This is a genomic window from Aquimarina sp. MMG016, assembly GCF_018100805.1.
In the GTDB taxonomy this organism is placed as follows: Bacteria; Bacteroidota; Bacteroidia; order Flavobacteriales; family Flavobacteriaceae; genus Aquimarina.
In genome coordinates, this window is the sequence record NZ_JAGJEA010000010.1 from 123,768 (window position 1) to 138,961 (window position 15,194).

Genomic DNA, 15,194 nt, shown 5'->3' on the forward strand with positions numbered 1-15,194 from the left:
TTAAATACTTAACAACAGACAAAAAGAGCATTAACATAAAATAGTATCTTTGCGTTTTGTTAACTGATAGTTTCCACCTAATTTTAATCCCAAAAAAGATAATGTCGATACGTTTTTTTATTATATGTTGCTGTATATATTTTCCATTACAATCTCTTGTTGCATATCAGGTAGATACTACCTCCTCTAAAAAAAATGACTATCAATACCTAAAAGAGAGGTATTACGATTATAAAGGAAAAGATACTTTACAAGCTAGTGAATATGCAAAAATGTATCTTGCTAAAGCAAAGCAAGAAAAAGATTCCATTAAGATTGCGGATGGGTACTACTACTTATCGTGGGTTAATAATAATACCATCGCTCTACAATATGGGGATAGTATATTAAACGTAACCAAAAACTATCCTTCAAAGATATATCCAACATATGCATACATTGTAAAAGCTACTGTTTATTATAATATATCTAATTATAAAGAAGCTTTTGAGTACTACATCAAGATAAATGAAGAGGCCAAAAAATATGATAACACCTACTTTATCTATTGGAGTGAGCTTAATATTGGGATTCTAAGGAGTAGGCTTGGGGATCATAAAAATGCGCTAAAGACATTAAGAACAAGTTATGCATACTATGCAAAACCGAAAGAAAAAGGGTCTTTTAATTATTTCTCTGCTCTTTTTGCCTTATCCGATAGCTACCACCTTAATAAAAAACTAGACTCTGCTAGCATTATCAATACCAAAGGATATAAAGAATCGATACAATATGATCAAAAAGGTTTTACTCATTATTTTACCCTTAATGAAGGGATTAATCTATATAGTAAACAAAAATATACCATTGCCAAAGATAGCCTGCAGCGAGCCATCCAGGCATTAAAAGAACAAAACGACAAGTCCAATGAGAGTATGGCTTACTTTTATCTGGCCAAAACCGAAACTGCCCTGGGTAATGAGGGCCGAGCTCTGGAATATCATAAAAGAGTAGATGAACTATTTCAGGAAATTCATGATATCATGCCCGAAAACAGAGAAAGTTATGAAGTCTTGATTGATCATTATAAAAAAACTAAGGATAAAGAAAATCAATTAAAGTATATAGAACGCCTGATCGAAGTAGACAGCACTATCCATAGCAACTATAAATACCTGATCAGTGAGATTGTACAAAACTATGATACCCCCAGATTATTATCAGAAAAACAAGAAATCATAGACTCCTTAGAAACCGATAAAAAATCATCAGTTATATGGATTGTCATATTGGTTATGGTTGCTCTATTATTTTTTATCTTATTAATCCTTAATTATCATAAAAGAAAAGTATATAAACGACGGTTTGACGCATTATACCAAGACAAGCCTAAAAGGGATAAAAAGATCGAATCCCTATCAGAAAACAAAACTGAGTCCAAATCCCTGGGGATTTCTGAAGATATTGTTCAGAAAATATTGGATGAACTAGACAAATTCGAACAGCGCCAGGACTATCTACAAAAAAATATCACCAGTAATGATTTGTCCAAAAAAATAAATACCAATTCTAAGTATTTATCTAAAGTGGTCAATCATTATAAACAAAAAAGCCTAAGTCTATATATTAATGAGCTACGTATCCAACATGCAGTTACACGACTAAAAACCGATCCCAAGTTTAGAAATTACACCATTATAGCGATTGCCAGAGAATGTGGTTTTAACTCTGCTGATGCGTTTTCTAAGTCTTTTTATAAGATTCATGGCATACAACCCTCGTATTTTATCAAAAAACTAGGGGAAAAACAAAACTTTTAAAAACTACACAACTACCTAATTATCAATTTTTTAAAAACCGCAATTCCTGAAAACACGTAAGCTTTTATATAAGAAACTCATATTTTTTGATAATTATTTCTATGTTTGATGCGGAAAATAAAAATTATATGTAATGAAGAAAAAAACAACATCTGGAAAACTAAGTTTAGAAAAATTTCAAATAGCTAAACTCTCTGATCTTTCTTTGATTAAAGGAGGAAGTATTTTAACAGATACTACAACTACCAATACTACTGGAACAACAAAAACTATTACTGCTAGCGATCCTACGCCTCAAGGTACAGGTAATGGTCATCAATCGTACGCTACAGATGGAGGTAATTAAATAAGCATCCAATTATGACAAAATGGATATGGATTATTACAGTAATGGTATTGCTAAATTACGTAATACGTCGTTTTTTAAGACATTATGGTATCCAAAGAACGGATAGTTATAAAATAGCGATGGATAAGATCAAGAACAAAAGGTAATTATCTGTAAAGAGATTAAAAAGCCTATATAGTATAGCTATATGGGCTTTTTTATTGATTTGTTCCTGCATTTCCTTATCATGCCGTACTCCCTACCCATCTGGCAGGCAAGGATTCGGAATCTACTTATGGAAATCGCTGCTTACGATTATTACAACACTTCCTATGAACCACGAGCTATTGCTTTTGAAACATCAAATTTTTATAATACTTCATCAAAAAATCATAACAAACCAATTCATAAAATCGTTGTTTTGAACGAAATGCCCTATTAACCAGCATATGAATATAACTAGTAATCAGATCATCTTTTTGTATTTCTTGAATATTGATCAGATTATTTAATATGGTCTTTACCCACATATCTGATTCTTCTAATTTATGAGACAATACTTGATTCAATATCTTATATTCACCGTTTTCATAGGGAGAATGAAGGAATTCTATTAATTGCTTTTTTACTTTTCTATATTTTTTATCTAGTTGTTTTGTGAGGTATTTATCCCCTTCAAATTCTGCCCAAAAAGCACTTCTGTTTCTATTTACTATATCTAACTTCTCTGTTAATTCATATCTAAAATGTCCCAAAAGTTGATCAATAGCTTTCAGAACAAATAAGAAGTATACATTTTCATCTTCTATAAAGTCAATCGCTTGTAATATCATTTCACTCTCTAGATGAAAAAGCTTTTCTGATAACTCGATAGTATGCTTGCCATATCTTTCTAACTCTCTAATATAAGTATCTGTTTGTACCCTATACATGATATCATCTGCTACATACGATTGTATTGATTGATGAAAGTATAAAATTATTTCTCCTATATGCTTTATATCTGTTAAATGAAATCGTATTCGTAAATGAAAATCCGGATCCTGATATCTGATAAAAAACCACTGATCAACCCATCCTTTTTTCTGTAAAGATGTAATAAATGGTTTCATAGTATCTGTTAATATCAAGTCTGCAGTCCTGGCGCCACAATATAGTTTGTAGTATAGCCATTCATCACCGGTGACAAATATCCTCTTAGTTTCTTCCACTCTTTTTTAACTTTTCTTCATTATAAAAGGAAATAACAAATTGATTGGTGAAATCTTGTATCCCCCTCTTTACAATGCTGTCCTCTACAAACAAAAATTCTTCTATGATAAATTCTGACCTCTTTTTTATGGTATCCAACCACATTTGTATAGCATTGGGACTTTCTAAGTTGATTAATAAGGTATTATCACCATCTATTAATTGTACCATTGCGGGTATTGAATGTCTCAATCTCCAGGAGTCAATATGTTCTAATAATTGTTGCGGTGTATAGGTTAAAAAATCCTGTATCTCTTCTTTATGAATCTTCCATCTTGCTTTGGCAAGGATAAAATCTTTATACACTACCCTGGGGAGAAATGATTTATTTTGGAATACTGCACCCCAATAAAATCCAATACCAGAACGGGTTTTTTGTTGTTGCAGATCACATAAAAAATGATAAATAGGTAATGCATTAGCACTATAATTATGAGCATTGCTCAATCTTGGCAAAACATATTTGTTTAATCGCTTTGATCTTAATAAAACGTTACCTTGTTTTATAGATATCATTAAATCATCTATCAAAATCTGGTTTTTCTGAGGTACACTGGATTTTCCCAGATATGGAATCTCATATTCTCTAATAGAAGTTCTTCGGATTACATTTCCTGTTCTGGACTCTGGTAGGTGGATTATTTCTGCCAGAATCATATCTGGGTTCATTTGTTGTTCGATCTCTGCTATTTCTGTTACCAGCTTATTCAATTCGGTATCCCCGGTTGTAAATCGACCTAAAAGGTTAGTTGCAGAAGTGCCTCCTACAGATGATAACACCATTTTTTCTTCATTATTGAGCTTTACTAATTCTACCATAGCAGACATAGTATCAGGGAGATCATTCCAGTTTTCGGTAAAATTTGTCAGGTCTTTATCTTCTATCTCTAATATATACTTTGATTCCTGAAGTTTTTTATCCAATACCTCATAAAAAGGGTGCCAACTTATTTGTTGCTGTTGTGTTACTTTTGATGGTATTAGTAGGTCTTCTAAGAAAGGGGTTGAATCCGATGCGCTCTGATGCTGTAAATATCCTATTCCTATTTCTGTATCCAATGCAATCGTCAAAGGGATTTCTCTGGTTTCATATCGTTTAGAAAAAGCTGTTATAAAACGATCCAAATTTGTATCCTGATATGTAGGTGTTATTTTATTCAATACAGGTAATAATCGTTTGAGTTTATATCCCCATTTGATATCTAACTGATTTTCTGACAACTTAGGATACAAATCTGTCTGAAAAAGATATTTTGATTTATACGTGATTTCTTTTTTTGTAAGTATCTCACATATTTCATTATAAGGTTGTATAGTGTTTCCTATCTGGGTATCAAGAGTAGAAATTACATCATTTACATCAGAAATAAAGGTACATAACTGTTCAGTATGTACATACCTACTAAGTACTTTTTGTATCTGTAATAAAAAATCCTCTCCTGTTACCGTGGGTTCTAGTTCACCTATCAATATTTGGTTATCAATAAGTTCATCTATAAAATCTTCCGCTTCTTCTATACTAATCTCTTTGTCAACAAGTACTAAAGCAAGATCTCCATGATTAGCTCCTTGTTTAGCTCGTTCCAGAACTGTTTGTAGGTATTGAGAATAAGTCACCGCTTCCAGGGCATGGCTTCTATTATTGTGTTTTGTATATGTATATTCTATATATCTATATTGATTCCCTATTTTGTATAGGCTTGTATTAGGATACCATAATAATTGTTTTCTAATTCCCTTTTCTTCTGATAGTCTCTGAGACCAGGCAACCAAAAAATTCATGTCAAATCGGGTTTGTCTTTTATACTTAGACAAATCTTCAAGTATTACACGGGTATTCTTATCAAAACTCCCTAAAACACAACCTGCAAATATTCCAAACGGAGTACAACGAGAAGTCATACGTGATAGGTATTTTAGTAAAGCATGTTTTAATGATATGTTTAATCTATTGTTTGTTACCCCTATTGCTAAACCTTTATCCAATTCTGTATATAGTTCAGGTGAGGCTAGAAAAATAGCTTCTCTGACGATGGGGTTTTCCCATACTTGAAATAAGTTTGTCAAAAAATCATCGTTGGATATAAGGTTTTTATAATATTCCAATGGTAAAATTGGAGTTCTTAAACAAAAGCGGTCAAAAAAAGTGTAGGGATTTTTAGAAATCAAGGTATACTGATCAGCATTTATGTTTTACATATCCGAAAGATACTATAAATAATCTCATTGCATATTTAGATTTTTCATAAAATCAGAATTTTATCTTATGTTAAACTCAATCTTACTAAATAATTTTTTCGGCCATTAATACACTGCTTGCTACAAAAAAAACACAAATAGAGTAACATTTTGCAACTTGAGGACACCTATATATTACTATACAAATTTATAAAACATAGGTATATCAAAAAAAACATGAAAAAAGCATTAAAAATTATTTCTACCATCTCTATTCTTATATTTTTGGTTTCATTAATCTCTAGTAAATTCATGGATCCAAACACACTCAATACCACAGATACCAGAAGTTTATTTGTTGTTATTTACCTCTTCACAAGTCTGAGTTATTATAAAATAGAGAATAATGAGAAGAGTACAATAATTAAGGATTTAAAAGCAAGATTAGGAGAAGAGTAAAAAACTATATCATAGTATCTTCATATATTAGAGCATATCAAATCCAACATTATGAAGGGCTTACTAATTCTTGTACTGCTATGCATTACTACATCTGGTATTGCACAATCTAACACAGAGGTATATCTTTTTGATCTTAATACTACAAAAGAAGGGCTGGTACTAAGTAATCAACGTAACATCTCGAACAATAAGGGGTATGACAATCAACCTTCTTTTTATAATGATAATATCATTTTATTCTCCTCTACCAGAAATGAGCAAACCGATATTGCGGCCTATAATATTAGAGACGCTAAAGTAAACTGGATCTCTAATACTACGATCGGTAGCGAGTACTCCCCTACTAAAATCCCAAACCAAAAGGCGGTATCCGCTATTAGACTAGATACAACGGGCAAGCAATTGCTGTATACATATAATTATAAAACGGGTAAATCAAAGGTTTTATTAGAAAATCTGAAAGTAGGATATCATACCTGGTTTACTAAGAATATGATCGTGTCTTCTGTACTAGAAGATGGAGGGTTATCACTAGTGGTTTCTAACCTCCTGGATAACTCTAATCATACAATGCAGAAAAAAATAGGTCGGTCTCTACATAAAATCCCAAACAGTAAGCTCATAAGTTATATTAGTAAAGAACAAGAGCAATGGGAGATTAAATCACTGAATCCAATTAGTGGAGCGACCAAAAAAATTGTCAATACAATCCCGGAAGCAGAAGATATGTGCTGGTTGATTAACGGTAGTATCCTTATGGGCAAAGGAAATCAAATCTATATAGTCAACCCCAAAACGGATACAGATTGGCGTGTGTTTCATACTTTTAAGAATAGAGAACTAGGTAATATTACCAGGATTGCGACCAATGCCACCTCAACCTTGCTGGCTGTGGTATCTGATACTCCAGCAGAACTAGCTGTAAGGGATGTATTAGATTCTTATAACCAAAAAGATATTAATGCATTTCTTAATAACTGTACAAAGGATGTAGCGTTATATAATTATCCAAATTATAAAACCTCTCATGATCTTTCTTCATTCAAAAAATTTTACAAACAAACGTTTACCAAAGTAAAAGACTTAAATACAAAAGTGAGGGAACAAATAATTATAGGTAATTATGTAATTAATAAGGAAGAAATGACTTTTGCTAATCATAACTACCTCATTATAAAAATGTATGAGGTTACCGATGGTAAAGTTTCAAAAATTATTCATTTTGATAAATCAAAACCAGAACAAGGTGCTGCTAAAATTGTAGATGAACATTTAGCAGCATACAATTCCAGAAATATAGATGCATATATTGCCAAATATGCTGATAATATCAAAGTATCCAATTTTCCAGATCAAACGCTATACAAAGGAAAAGAACAATTAAAAAATGAGATTGCTTCTTTATTAGAAAAGACTCCTGACTTGAATCGTAACGTTAAAAACAGAATTGTTTATGGAAAAATGATAATTAATGAAGAATACCTTACTGTTAATGGAAAAAAATCTAGAATTATAGCAATATATAAGGTAACAAATGGAAAGATCAAAACATTGACCTATATACTATAAACTAATATCACACAAATATTTACAATGAAAAAACTAATCGTCATACTTATCTGCTTGACATTAAGCTATACAAACTTAGTGTCGCAATCCATCTTAATAGAAAATATTTCTATCATTGATGTAGAAACAGGAAAAACTAAATCAAATCAACACATATTAATTGAAGGAGAAAACATCTCTAGAATTTCCTCAAAAAAACTTTCCTCTGCAGCTAAGAAAACAATTGATGGAACCGGGAAGTTTTTAATACCGGGAATGATCGATACACACATTCATTTTTTCCAAACGGCTAGTTTGTATACCCGTCCGGATGCATTGGATCTAAAACATATCTTTTCTTATGAAGATGAGATACAATTTTCTAAAGATATTGTCCCTGATAATTTCAAGAGATACCTAAGGCTTGGCATCACTTCTGTGATGGATGTTGGAGGACCTTTTTCTAATTTCCCGATTAGGGATAGTGTTGCCAAAAACAATCTTTCTCCTAATGTCTATGTAACGGGACCCTTGTTTTCTCCTTACCAACCTGAAGCATTTTCTAAATTAAAGGATATTCCTATTGAAAAAATTACTACTGTGGAAGAAGCTACTGCTCTTTTTAATAAAATGCTTCCTTACAAACCCGATTTTATAAAAATATGGTATATCACAAGTAAAGATATGCCTGCAGAACAAACCTATCCTGTAGTAAAACATATTTCTGACTTAACTCACAAAAACAATCTAAGACTTACTGTACATGCCACAAATCTGAAAACTGCTAAGCTTGCTGTAAAAGCAGGTGCGGATATATTAGTACATAGTGTAAGAGATACCTTGGTGGATAAAGAATTTATTGACCTTCTGAAGAAAAACAATGTTACCTATATACCTACATTGATAGTGGGCAAAAATTATGGCAAAGCTTTCTTAGGTAAACCTGATAATCATCCTCAGGATTTGGCTTTTGCTCATCCTACGGTATATAGGTCTCTGACTGATATGAAGAAACTATCTGACGAACAGGTACCAGAAAGGATAAGAAATCTAAGAAAAGATAGTGAATGGTTACAACAGAGATACAAACAAGGAGATAGTATTATGCTTAGTAATCTAAAAACGCTTGTCGATAATGGTGTTAATATTGCCACAGGAACCGATGCAGGAAATATTGGCACGGTTCACGCTTCTTCTTACATACAAGAAATAGAAGCTATGTTAAAATCTGGTGTATCAAATGCTGAAATTCTAAAAGCTTCTACCATCAATGCTGCTAAAGGATTTGGGTTGGGCAACAAATTAGGCTCAATTACTGAAGGTAAAATAGCAGATTTAGTAATCTTGGATAAAGACCCTCTTGAGGATCTTCAAAACCTGAACACAATTCACGAAGTGATCAAAGATGGAAAAGCTCTGAATGTATTAGATTTGATTAAGGAAACTCCGGAACAGGTGGTACAAAGACAGGTAAATGCATATAATGCCAGAAACATAGATGCTTTTATGGATACCTATGCAGATGATATCAAGATCTATAACTTTCCGGATGAGCTTTCTATGGATGGAAAATCACAAATGAGGGAACAATTCAAAAGTATGTTCGAACGAGTACCGAATCTATATTGCGAGATCAAAAATCGTATTGTATTAGGCAATAAAGTAGTAGATAGAGAATATGTACGATTTAATGATAAATATTCTAGCGTAATTGCAATATACGAAGTAACAGATGATAAAATTTCTAAAGTTACTTTTCTGAGATAGCTCTAATATAACAGCTATTCTACCGTAAAATATTCTTTTATAGAAATAGGGGTTCCGTCATTTTCGAACCCCTCTATACATATCTCAAAATCTCCTGTAATATCTGATGTAAAAAACTTATGAGTAGTTTTTTGCTTTTCAATAGTAATGTTTGGTTTCCATAATAATTGATATCTATAATCAGGAATACGATCATAGGCCTTACTTTCTGCAGTATATTGTTGTCTATAGTGCTTTTTTTGTAATTGAGGGCGTATCAATTCTTTTTTCAGAATATAAGACTTATTCAATGTCTCAGTATAATCCTCATCGATAGTTTCCAAAATAAGGATGCCTTCAAAAACTTTAGTCCCTAAGAAATAACGATCTCTGATAAAACTGATACTTTTTACTTTTCGGGCATCATAATTAATGATATCCTCATGTTCTTGTACAACAACACCATCAACAATAAGAAGCGGCACAAAATCATAATTCTCCTGAGTTGGATAGTATCCACGTATAGCAAATACTTTCTCTCCTGCATTATTTCTTCTTGTAAACACCCCATTCACTACTTCTACAATAGTTTCTTTTACTGTTGAAAACCTGGTATAATCGTCCAGAAGATATGTCTCTAACTTACTACCATAAAAAGAGATCCCTTCTTTGGGTTCCTGAATCGTATCTGGTTTTATATTAAAAAAACTATTCTCTACCTGATTAGAAACACTTCGATTAACAATATCTTTCTCTACTGCTCTTGTAATCTTAAATTTATAGAACTCCATTTTAGGATAGTTCGCTTCCGGAGCCTCACTAAGTGTTATCGTATACTTATCTCTTTGTTCTCCCAATACCTGTAGTATGACTTCATTGCTTTTATAAACCTTATCTATATTAAAAACAAAAACACCTTTTTCATCAGTAGATACAACTTTTACATCATTAGTTTTACCTGGTATGGACAATGAGACATTAACCAGCTTTTCTTTTAGGTCTGTTTGTTTAGGTATAACTCTACCATAAAGTAGTTCTCCTCGCATTTCAGGTAAAAAAACAGATGCACCTAAGCTTTTGGGTCCACTTTTTTTATCTGTAGCATACAATTCAGAAAAATCTTTTGCTGTAATTGATTTGGCAGTATTAAAAGCATTCTTTTTTCTAACAGAAACCGAATAGCTACCCGATCTATTAGAAGAATTGGTTTGCCCCATAGTCAATACCACATGGCTTCTCTTTTGAAAAACTTTAGCGTTTATGGATAATTTAATTCCATTACTCTCACTGATACTTGCATTTTCTAATGGATTAGTTTGTGTAGATACTAAACTGGATTCAGTTATAGAATCCAAGGGCTGCTGAGCAGAAAGAATTTCTTTTTGATCTCCTTGATAAGGATTTATTATACTGATATCTCCATAAAAAAAGTTATTATCCGCATTAAGCATCCATTGGGTATACCCAATTAGCTTATAATTACCAGAAGGGACTGCTACAGGAAGGAAGAAATCTCCTTGACCTAAACCTTTCTCCAATTTTATCTTATGCTTAAAAACAGCCTTTCCTTTCTCATTAACCAACTCGACATATGCAATCTTACTAATATTACTTATAGCATTATCAACGGTATTAAAACAAAACACACTATAATGTAAATACTCACCTGCAAATAATACTGTTGTATTATAATGTATATATACTTTTTCTTGAGGAATCTGATTATAGCCTGATAATTCTTCAGCATTATTTAAAACAGATTGTCTTTGTGCCTGCAATATTGAAGTAAGAATAAATAGACTGTATACTAAAGATTTTATGTTCACTGAGATATTTTTTTAAAAGTCATATAATTCAATAAATAAGTACTAAAACAGAACTTAATCAACCCAAAATGCTGGAGGATCACTTCTTCCAAAAGCGGTACAATCTCCACAAGGACGATCCATAAAAACGAGAGGTCCTTCTCCTGATACGGGCATTCTGTTTTCTTCTAAAAACTTGACTCTTCCGGTATTTATCAAGGCTTGTAATCGTCCTGCAAACTCTTCAAAGCTTTCATCAGGCTCAGGAATTGGAGATATTCTATCGCATCCGGGATTAAATCTTGGTAGATCACCAATAATATCCTCGCGATTAAAAAATATTCTTTTAGTAGATACAGAAGAAACATTAAAAAATCCTAACACTCTTTCATTAGAATCAATTGCTGAAACAATGTTACCATTTATAAATCCGGGTTGCACCTGAGAAAACAAACTTTCGGATTCAGAAAAACTTGCCAATGTCTGATAAAAGCCATTTGCTTCTCTGGACTGAACAAATTGTCTAACCAAAATACTATAACGATCAGCTACCCTAATATCCAATGCATCAATAAATCTAACTTGATGACCTGTTACCCTATCTTCTGCAACAGCTGTCGTATTAGTTACATTGATGTTACTAGAAAAACCATTATTATAACAAATTCGTTGACGTTCTGATCTTTCGGAAAACTCAAAATCAAACACAACATCAAAAGAAACCGAGTTTAAATCTACAGGAACCCAAAAAGGAGCTCTTATCCTATAGGATTCCTCATATTCATAGCGATAATAAACTGAATTACCTGTAGGATCAAAACTATCCACAAGGATTCCAACACCTTCCTCTCCATTATTATTAAACATTCGTACTGGATATACATTTTCTATTGATGTTTGCTGAGGTAAAATAGCTTTATCAGAAATGTATGACCGCCCATCCTGAGTATTAATAAATAACTGATACTCTCGTCCCGGAACAGCACTAAACTCCTGTTCTGAAATATATTTACCTGGATCTACCTCCTCAAAATTATATTCAATACCATTATTATCTCTAATAATGACACTTGCATTTCTTTCTCTGGAATCTATTTCTTCTTCAGCTTTAAAAGTTCTGGATAACAATATCTGTTGATTCTTCATTTCATCAGTAATTGTTGTATTAATTACTAATATACTTTCGAAATTATTAGTTTCGATCTCAAAAGGTTCGACACAACCAGATACTATGATCAAAAATAATATCGCCAACAATCGCTGGCTTATTCCCTTATGCATTGATATCATCATATAAAGATTCATAATCTTTTAGAATTTAAAGTTGTAGGTAATTGATGGAACAGGTACCGAAAATATTGAACTTTTATACCCTTTAACTTCACCATTTTCGGTTACAAAAAATACCGAAAAGGGGTTGTTTCTTCCTAATACGTTATAAACAGAAATAGTTACAAAACTATGTGCTAATTTCTTTCGTTTATGGTTTCCTTCTATGTTTAATCCTATATCCAGCCTATAAAAGTCCGGTATCCTAAATTCATTTCTATTACTAAAGACGGCAAACTCTGATCCGTCAAAAGTAAAACTCCCTACAGGAACGGTAACTGGTCTTCCTGTCTGATACACAAAATTAGTTGCTAAACTAAATCGCTTAGTCAATTTATAATTGGCAACTAAACTAAAATCGTGAGGTTTATCAAAATTTGATGGAAAAAAATCTCCGTTATTCACACGTTCTTCATTAAATTGACTATCTAATTGAAGGAAAGAACGAGAGTATGTATACCCTAACCAACCGTATAGTTTTCCTTTTTGCTTCTTTAATAGAAATTCTACTCCATATGATTTTCCGTTTCCTTGTAATACTTCTGTTTCTATATTCTCATTAAGTAATACCTCTGCTCCTGTTTTAAAATCCAGAATATTTTTTGAACGTTTATAAAAACCTTCCAGGCTTAGTTCATAAGCGGCGTTATCAAAATTCTTATACAATCCAATAGAATATTGCTGAGAACTTTGAGGTTTTATATTAAGATCAGAAATCTTCCAAGTATCTATAGGAGATACCGTAGTATTATTGGATAAAATATGGATATACTGAAAAGTTTTATTGTAGGCAGCTTTTAAAGAAAAGTCTTCTCCTAACAAATATCTACCTGAGAGCCTAAATTCCGGTCCACCATAGGTTTTTATGTTTTCGTTATTATCAAAGTTTATAGTTTCTCTTACTGTACCTTCATCTCTGGGAACTCCTTCTTGATATACATTTTGATTCCCAGGACCTAATGCATTAAACATAGAATATCTAATACCAGCATCCAGGGTTATTTTTTTAGTTAGATCTATTTCTGCAGCTAAAAACGCCGCCGATTCTAATCCTTTTTCTTTTTCTATTTCTAAAGGAGTAACTACAGACTCTGCTCCTAAAGGTTTAATATTTCCAGGGCGGACATTATATAATTTACTAGATATTCCATAATCAAACTTAATTCTATCACTATACAAGTATTTAAACCTAAGTTTTAATTCTGTTTCATCTATACGATAACCTAATTCAAAATCATCATCAGAATCTCCATCAAACTCAATATCAAAATTATATTGACTATTAGATAAAGATAACTTTCCTGAGTTTTTATCATTAAATCTATAATTCCATCCTAACGATAAGGCTCTGTTTCCATACACATATAAAGAATCTGAGGTAATGCTAAAGTCGTCTCTACTCCAATATGCTGTAGCTTCAAGTTTAGAATTTTTACCAATCTGATGATTATACTTAGCTACAACATCATAAAAAGAAGCTTCACTATCATTCAAAGATTCTTCATCTAAGGAGCTTAAAATCCAATTAGCATACGCGCCTCTACCTCCTATCATCAAACCGGATTTTTCTTTAACTACAGGAGTCTCCAGAAGTAGATTACCCGTTACCGGGCCAATAGATCCTTCTCCTTTAAATTTATCTACACTGGCATCTTTGGTTTTAAGATCAAAAACGGAAGATAGCCTCCCTCCAAAAGCTGCCGGAATTCCATTTTTATATATGCTTACATCACCTAAGGCAAAAGGGTTAAGCGCTGAAAAAATTCCGAAAAAATGTTGCGGATTATAAACAACAGCATCATCCAATAATATCAGGTTTTGATCAGACTTACCTCCTCTTACATTATAACCCGTTGCTCCTTCGCCGGCCGTAGTAATACCAGGTAATGCTGTCGCTACTTTAAGCACATCTCGCTCCCCTAACGCTAATGGAATATTCTTAGACTCCTCAACATCCACTTCTGTTTTAGTAACTACTTCTTCTACATTTTTATTAATCTCAGTTTCTAGTAATATTTCATCCAAAAGCTCTATACTTTCATTAAGATTGATATTTAAGCTTCCATCATTATAAATAACAACACGTTTTTTTATATTCTCCATTCCCATAGAATTCATCTCTATGAGATTAGATCCAATAGGTAATTGAACTTCATAAAAACCATCGGTATTACTTTCCTCTCCAATATTTTCTCCGTTAACTACTATTAGAACATTTGGGACAGGCTTCCCGGTTTGCTGGTTTTTTATATATCCGGATAAGGTGAAATTACGCCTAGAAGTATTCTTCAATGCTTTACCGATAGTTATAGTCTCAATTTTTTGATTTGATGATCTTGGTGGATTTCTAAAGACCGGAGAAACTGCTTTTCTTGATAAACGTTCTTTTACTATTGTATCATTAGGTTCTTTTCCAAAAAAACCTTTTGGTAAATTATCATAAATAATAGTATTTGGAGTAAGAATTACTCGTTTATCATCGGTAATATAAAAGTTAATAACTGTATTGTTAAAAAGATCTTGAAGTAACGCCTTAATATCTGTGCTTTCATAAGTACCAGACATTGAAGTATATTCTTTTACCCAAGAATCCTGAAAAAAGAATTTATAATCCGTTTGTTCTTCTATCTTCAATAGTACAGATTTTAAATCTAAAGCATCGTAAGAAATGGAAAATTGTGTCTCAGTCTCTTGAGCATTTATAACCTTAAAACAAAATAAAAAAACAATAATGAGATATCTCTTCAT

General features: G+C 32.2%; 11 protein-coding genes. 6 read left to right on the plus strand and 5 right to left on the minus strand.

All coding sequences use genetic code 11. The features are described 5' to 3' along the window. The first annotated feature begins 101 nt into the window (after nucleotides 1–101). From J8M14_RS17300 to J8M14_RS23320, 3 genes are all read left to right on the plus strand, one after another. Nucleotides 102–1,799, plus strand: a complete 1,698-nt coding sequence (locus J8M14_RS17300; RefSeq protein WP_211076070.1) for a helix-turn-helix domain-containing protein — start codon at nucleotides 102–104, stop codon at nucleotides 1,797–1,799. A 133-nt stretch (nucleotides 1,800–1,932) separates the two neighbouring features. Continuing rightward, the gene (locus J8M14_RS17305; protein ID WP_211076071.1) at nucleotides 1,933–2,145 is read left to right on the plus strand and encodes a class I lanthipeptide; all 213 of its coding nucleotides are present in this window, start codon (nucleotides 1,933–1,935) and stop codon (nucleotides 2,143–2,145) included. Between the two features lie 14 nt (nucleotides 2,146–2,159). Continuing rightward, nucleotides 2,160–2,294, plus strand: coding sequence for a hypothetical protein (locus tag J8M14_RS23320; protein WP_282100266.1), 135 nt, complete (start codon nucleotides 2,160–2,162; stop codon nucleotides 2,292–2,294). 177 nt (nucleotides 2,295–2,471) lie between these two features. On the opposite strand, the gene J8M14_RS17310 is transcribed toward J8M14_RS23320, so the two are convergent. Then, complete coding sequence (locus J8M14_RS17310; protein WP_211076072.1) at nucleotides 2,472–3,338, minus strand: thiopeptide-type bacteriocin biosynthesis protein; 867 nt, start codon at nucleotides 3,336–3,338, stop codon at nucleotides 2,472–2,474. Further along, a complete protein-coding gene (locus tag J8M14_RS17315; protein WP_211076073.1) occupies nucleotides 3,325–5,445 on the minus strand; it encodes a lantibiotic dehydratase family protein in 2,121 nt (706 codons plus the stop codon). The genes J8M14_RS17310 and J8M14_RS17315 overlap by 14 nt, the downstream gene beginning before the upstream one ends. Nucleotides 5,446–5,793: 348 nt before the next feature. On the opposite strand from J8M14_RS17315, the gene J8M14_RS17320 reads away from it, so the two are divergent. Genes J8M14_RS17320 through J8M14_RS17330 form a run of 3 tightly spaced genes read left to right on the plus strand, consistent with a single transcriptional unit; the run spans nucleotide 5,794 to nucleotide 9,333 of the window. Further along, complete coding sequence (locus J8M14_RS17320) at nucleotides 5,794–6,015, plus strand: hypothetical protein (protein ID WP_211076074.1); 222 nt, start codon at nucleotides 5,794–5,796, stop codon at nucleotides 6,013–6,015. A gap of 51 nt (nucleotides 6,016–6,066) precedes the next feature. Further along, a complete protein-coding gene (locus J8M14_RS17325) occupies nucleotides 6,067–7,587 on the plus strand; it encodes a nuclear transport factor 2 family protein (protein ID WP_211076075.1) in 1,521 nt (506 codons plus the stop codon). 24 nt (nucleotides 7,588–7,611) lie between these two features. Next, the gene (locus tag J8M14_RS17330; RefSeq protein ID WP_211076076.1) at nucleotides 7,612–9,333 is read left to right on the plus strand and encodes an amidohydrolase family protein; all 1,722 of its coding nucleotides are present in this window, start codon (nucleotides 7,612–7,614) and stop codon (nucleotides 9,331–9,333) included. A gap of 14 nt (nucleotides 9,334–9,347) precedes the next feature. Here the strand turns inward: J8M14_RS17330 and J8M14_RS17335 are convergent, their stop codons facing one another. From J8M14_RS17335 to J8M14_RS17345, 3 genes are read right to left on the minus strand one after another with little or no spacing between them, the layout of a single operon-like run. After that, complete coding sequence (locus tag J8M14_RS17335; RefSeq protein WP_211076077.1) at nucleotides 9,348–11,138, minus strand: hypothetical protein; 1,791 nt, start codon at nucleotides 11,136–11,138, stop codon at nucleotides 9,348–9,350. A 54-nt stretch (nucleotides 11,139–11,192) separates the two neighbouring features. Continuing rightward, the gene (locus J8M14_RS17340) at nucleotides 11,193–12,422 is read right to left on the minus strand and encodes a DUF4249 domain-containing protein (RefSeq protein ID WP_211076078.1); all 1,230 of its coding nucleotides are present in this window, start codon (nucleotides 12,420–12,422) and stop codon (nucleotides 11,193–11,195) included. Nucleotides 12,423–12,428: 6 nt separating this feature from the next. Further along, complete coding sequence (locus J8M14_RS17345; RefSeq protein WP_211076079.1) at nucleotides 12,429–15,194, minus strand: carboxypeptidase-like regulatory domain-containing protein; 2,766 nt, start codon at nucleotides 15,192–15,194, stop codon at nucleotides 12,429–12,431.

What these genes read in the sequence shown, in the direction of transcription:
- J8M14_RS17345 (WP_211076079.1), bottom strand. Translation starts at nt 15,194, where the DNA reads ATGAAGAGATATCTCATTATTGTTTTTTTATTTTGTTTTAAGGTTATA.
- J8M14_RS17325 (WP_211076075.1), top strand. Translation starts at nt 6,067, where the DNA reads ATGAAGGGCTTACTAATTCTTGTACTGCTATGCATTACTACATCTGGT.
- J8M14_RS17300 (WP_211076070.1), top strand. Translation starts at nt 102, where the DNA reads ATGTCGATACGTTTTTTTATTATATGTTGCTGTATATATTTTCCATTA.
- J8M14_RS17305 (WP_211076071.1), top strand. Translation starts at nt 1,933, where the DNA reads ATGAAGAAAAAAACAACATCTGGAAAACTAAGTTTAGAAAAATTTCAA.
- J8M14_RS23320 (WP_282100266.1), top strand. Translation starts at nt 2,160, where the DNA reads ATGACAAAATGGATATGGATTATTACAGTAATGGTATTGCTAAATTAC.
- J8M14_RS17340 (WP_211076078.1), bottom strand. Translation starts at nt 12,422, where the DNA reads ATGAATCTTTATATGATGATATCAATGCATAAGGGAATAAGCCAGCGA.
- J8M14_RS17330 (WP_211076076.1), top strand. Translation starts at nt 7,612, where the DNA reads ATGAAAAAACTAATCGTCATACTTATCTGCTTGACATTAAGCTATACA.
- J8M14_RS17320 (WP_211076074.1), top strand. Translation starts at nt 5,794, where the DNA reads ATGAAAAAAGCATTAAAAATTATTTCTACCATCTCTATTCTTATATTT.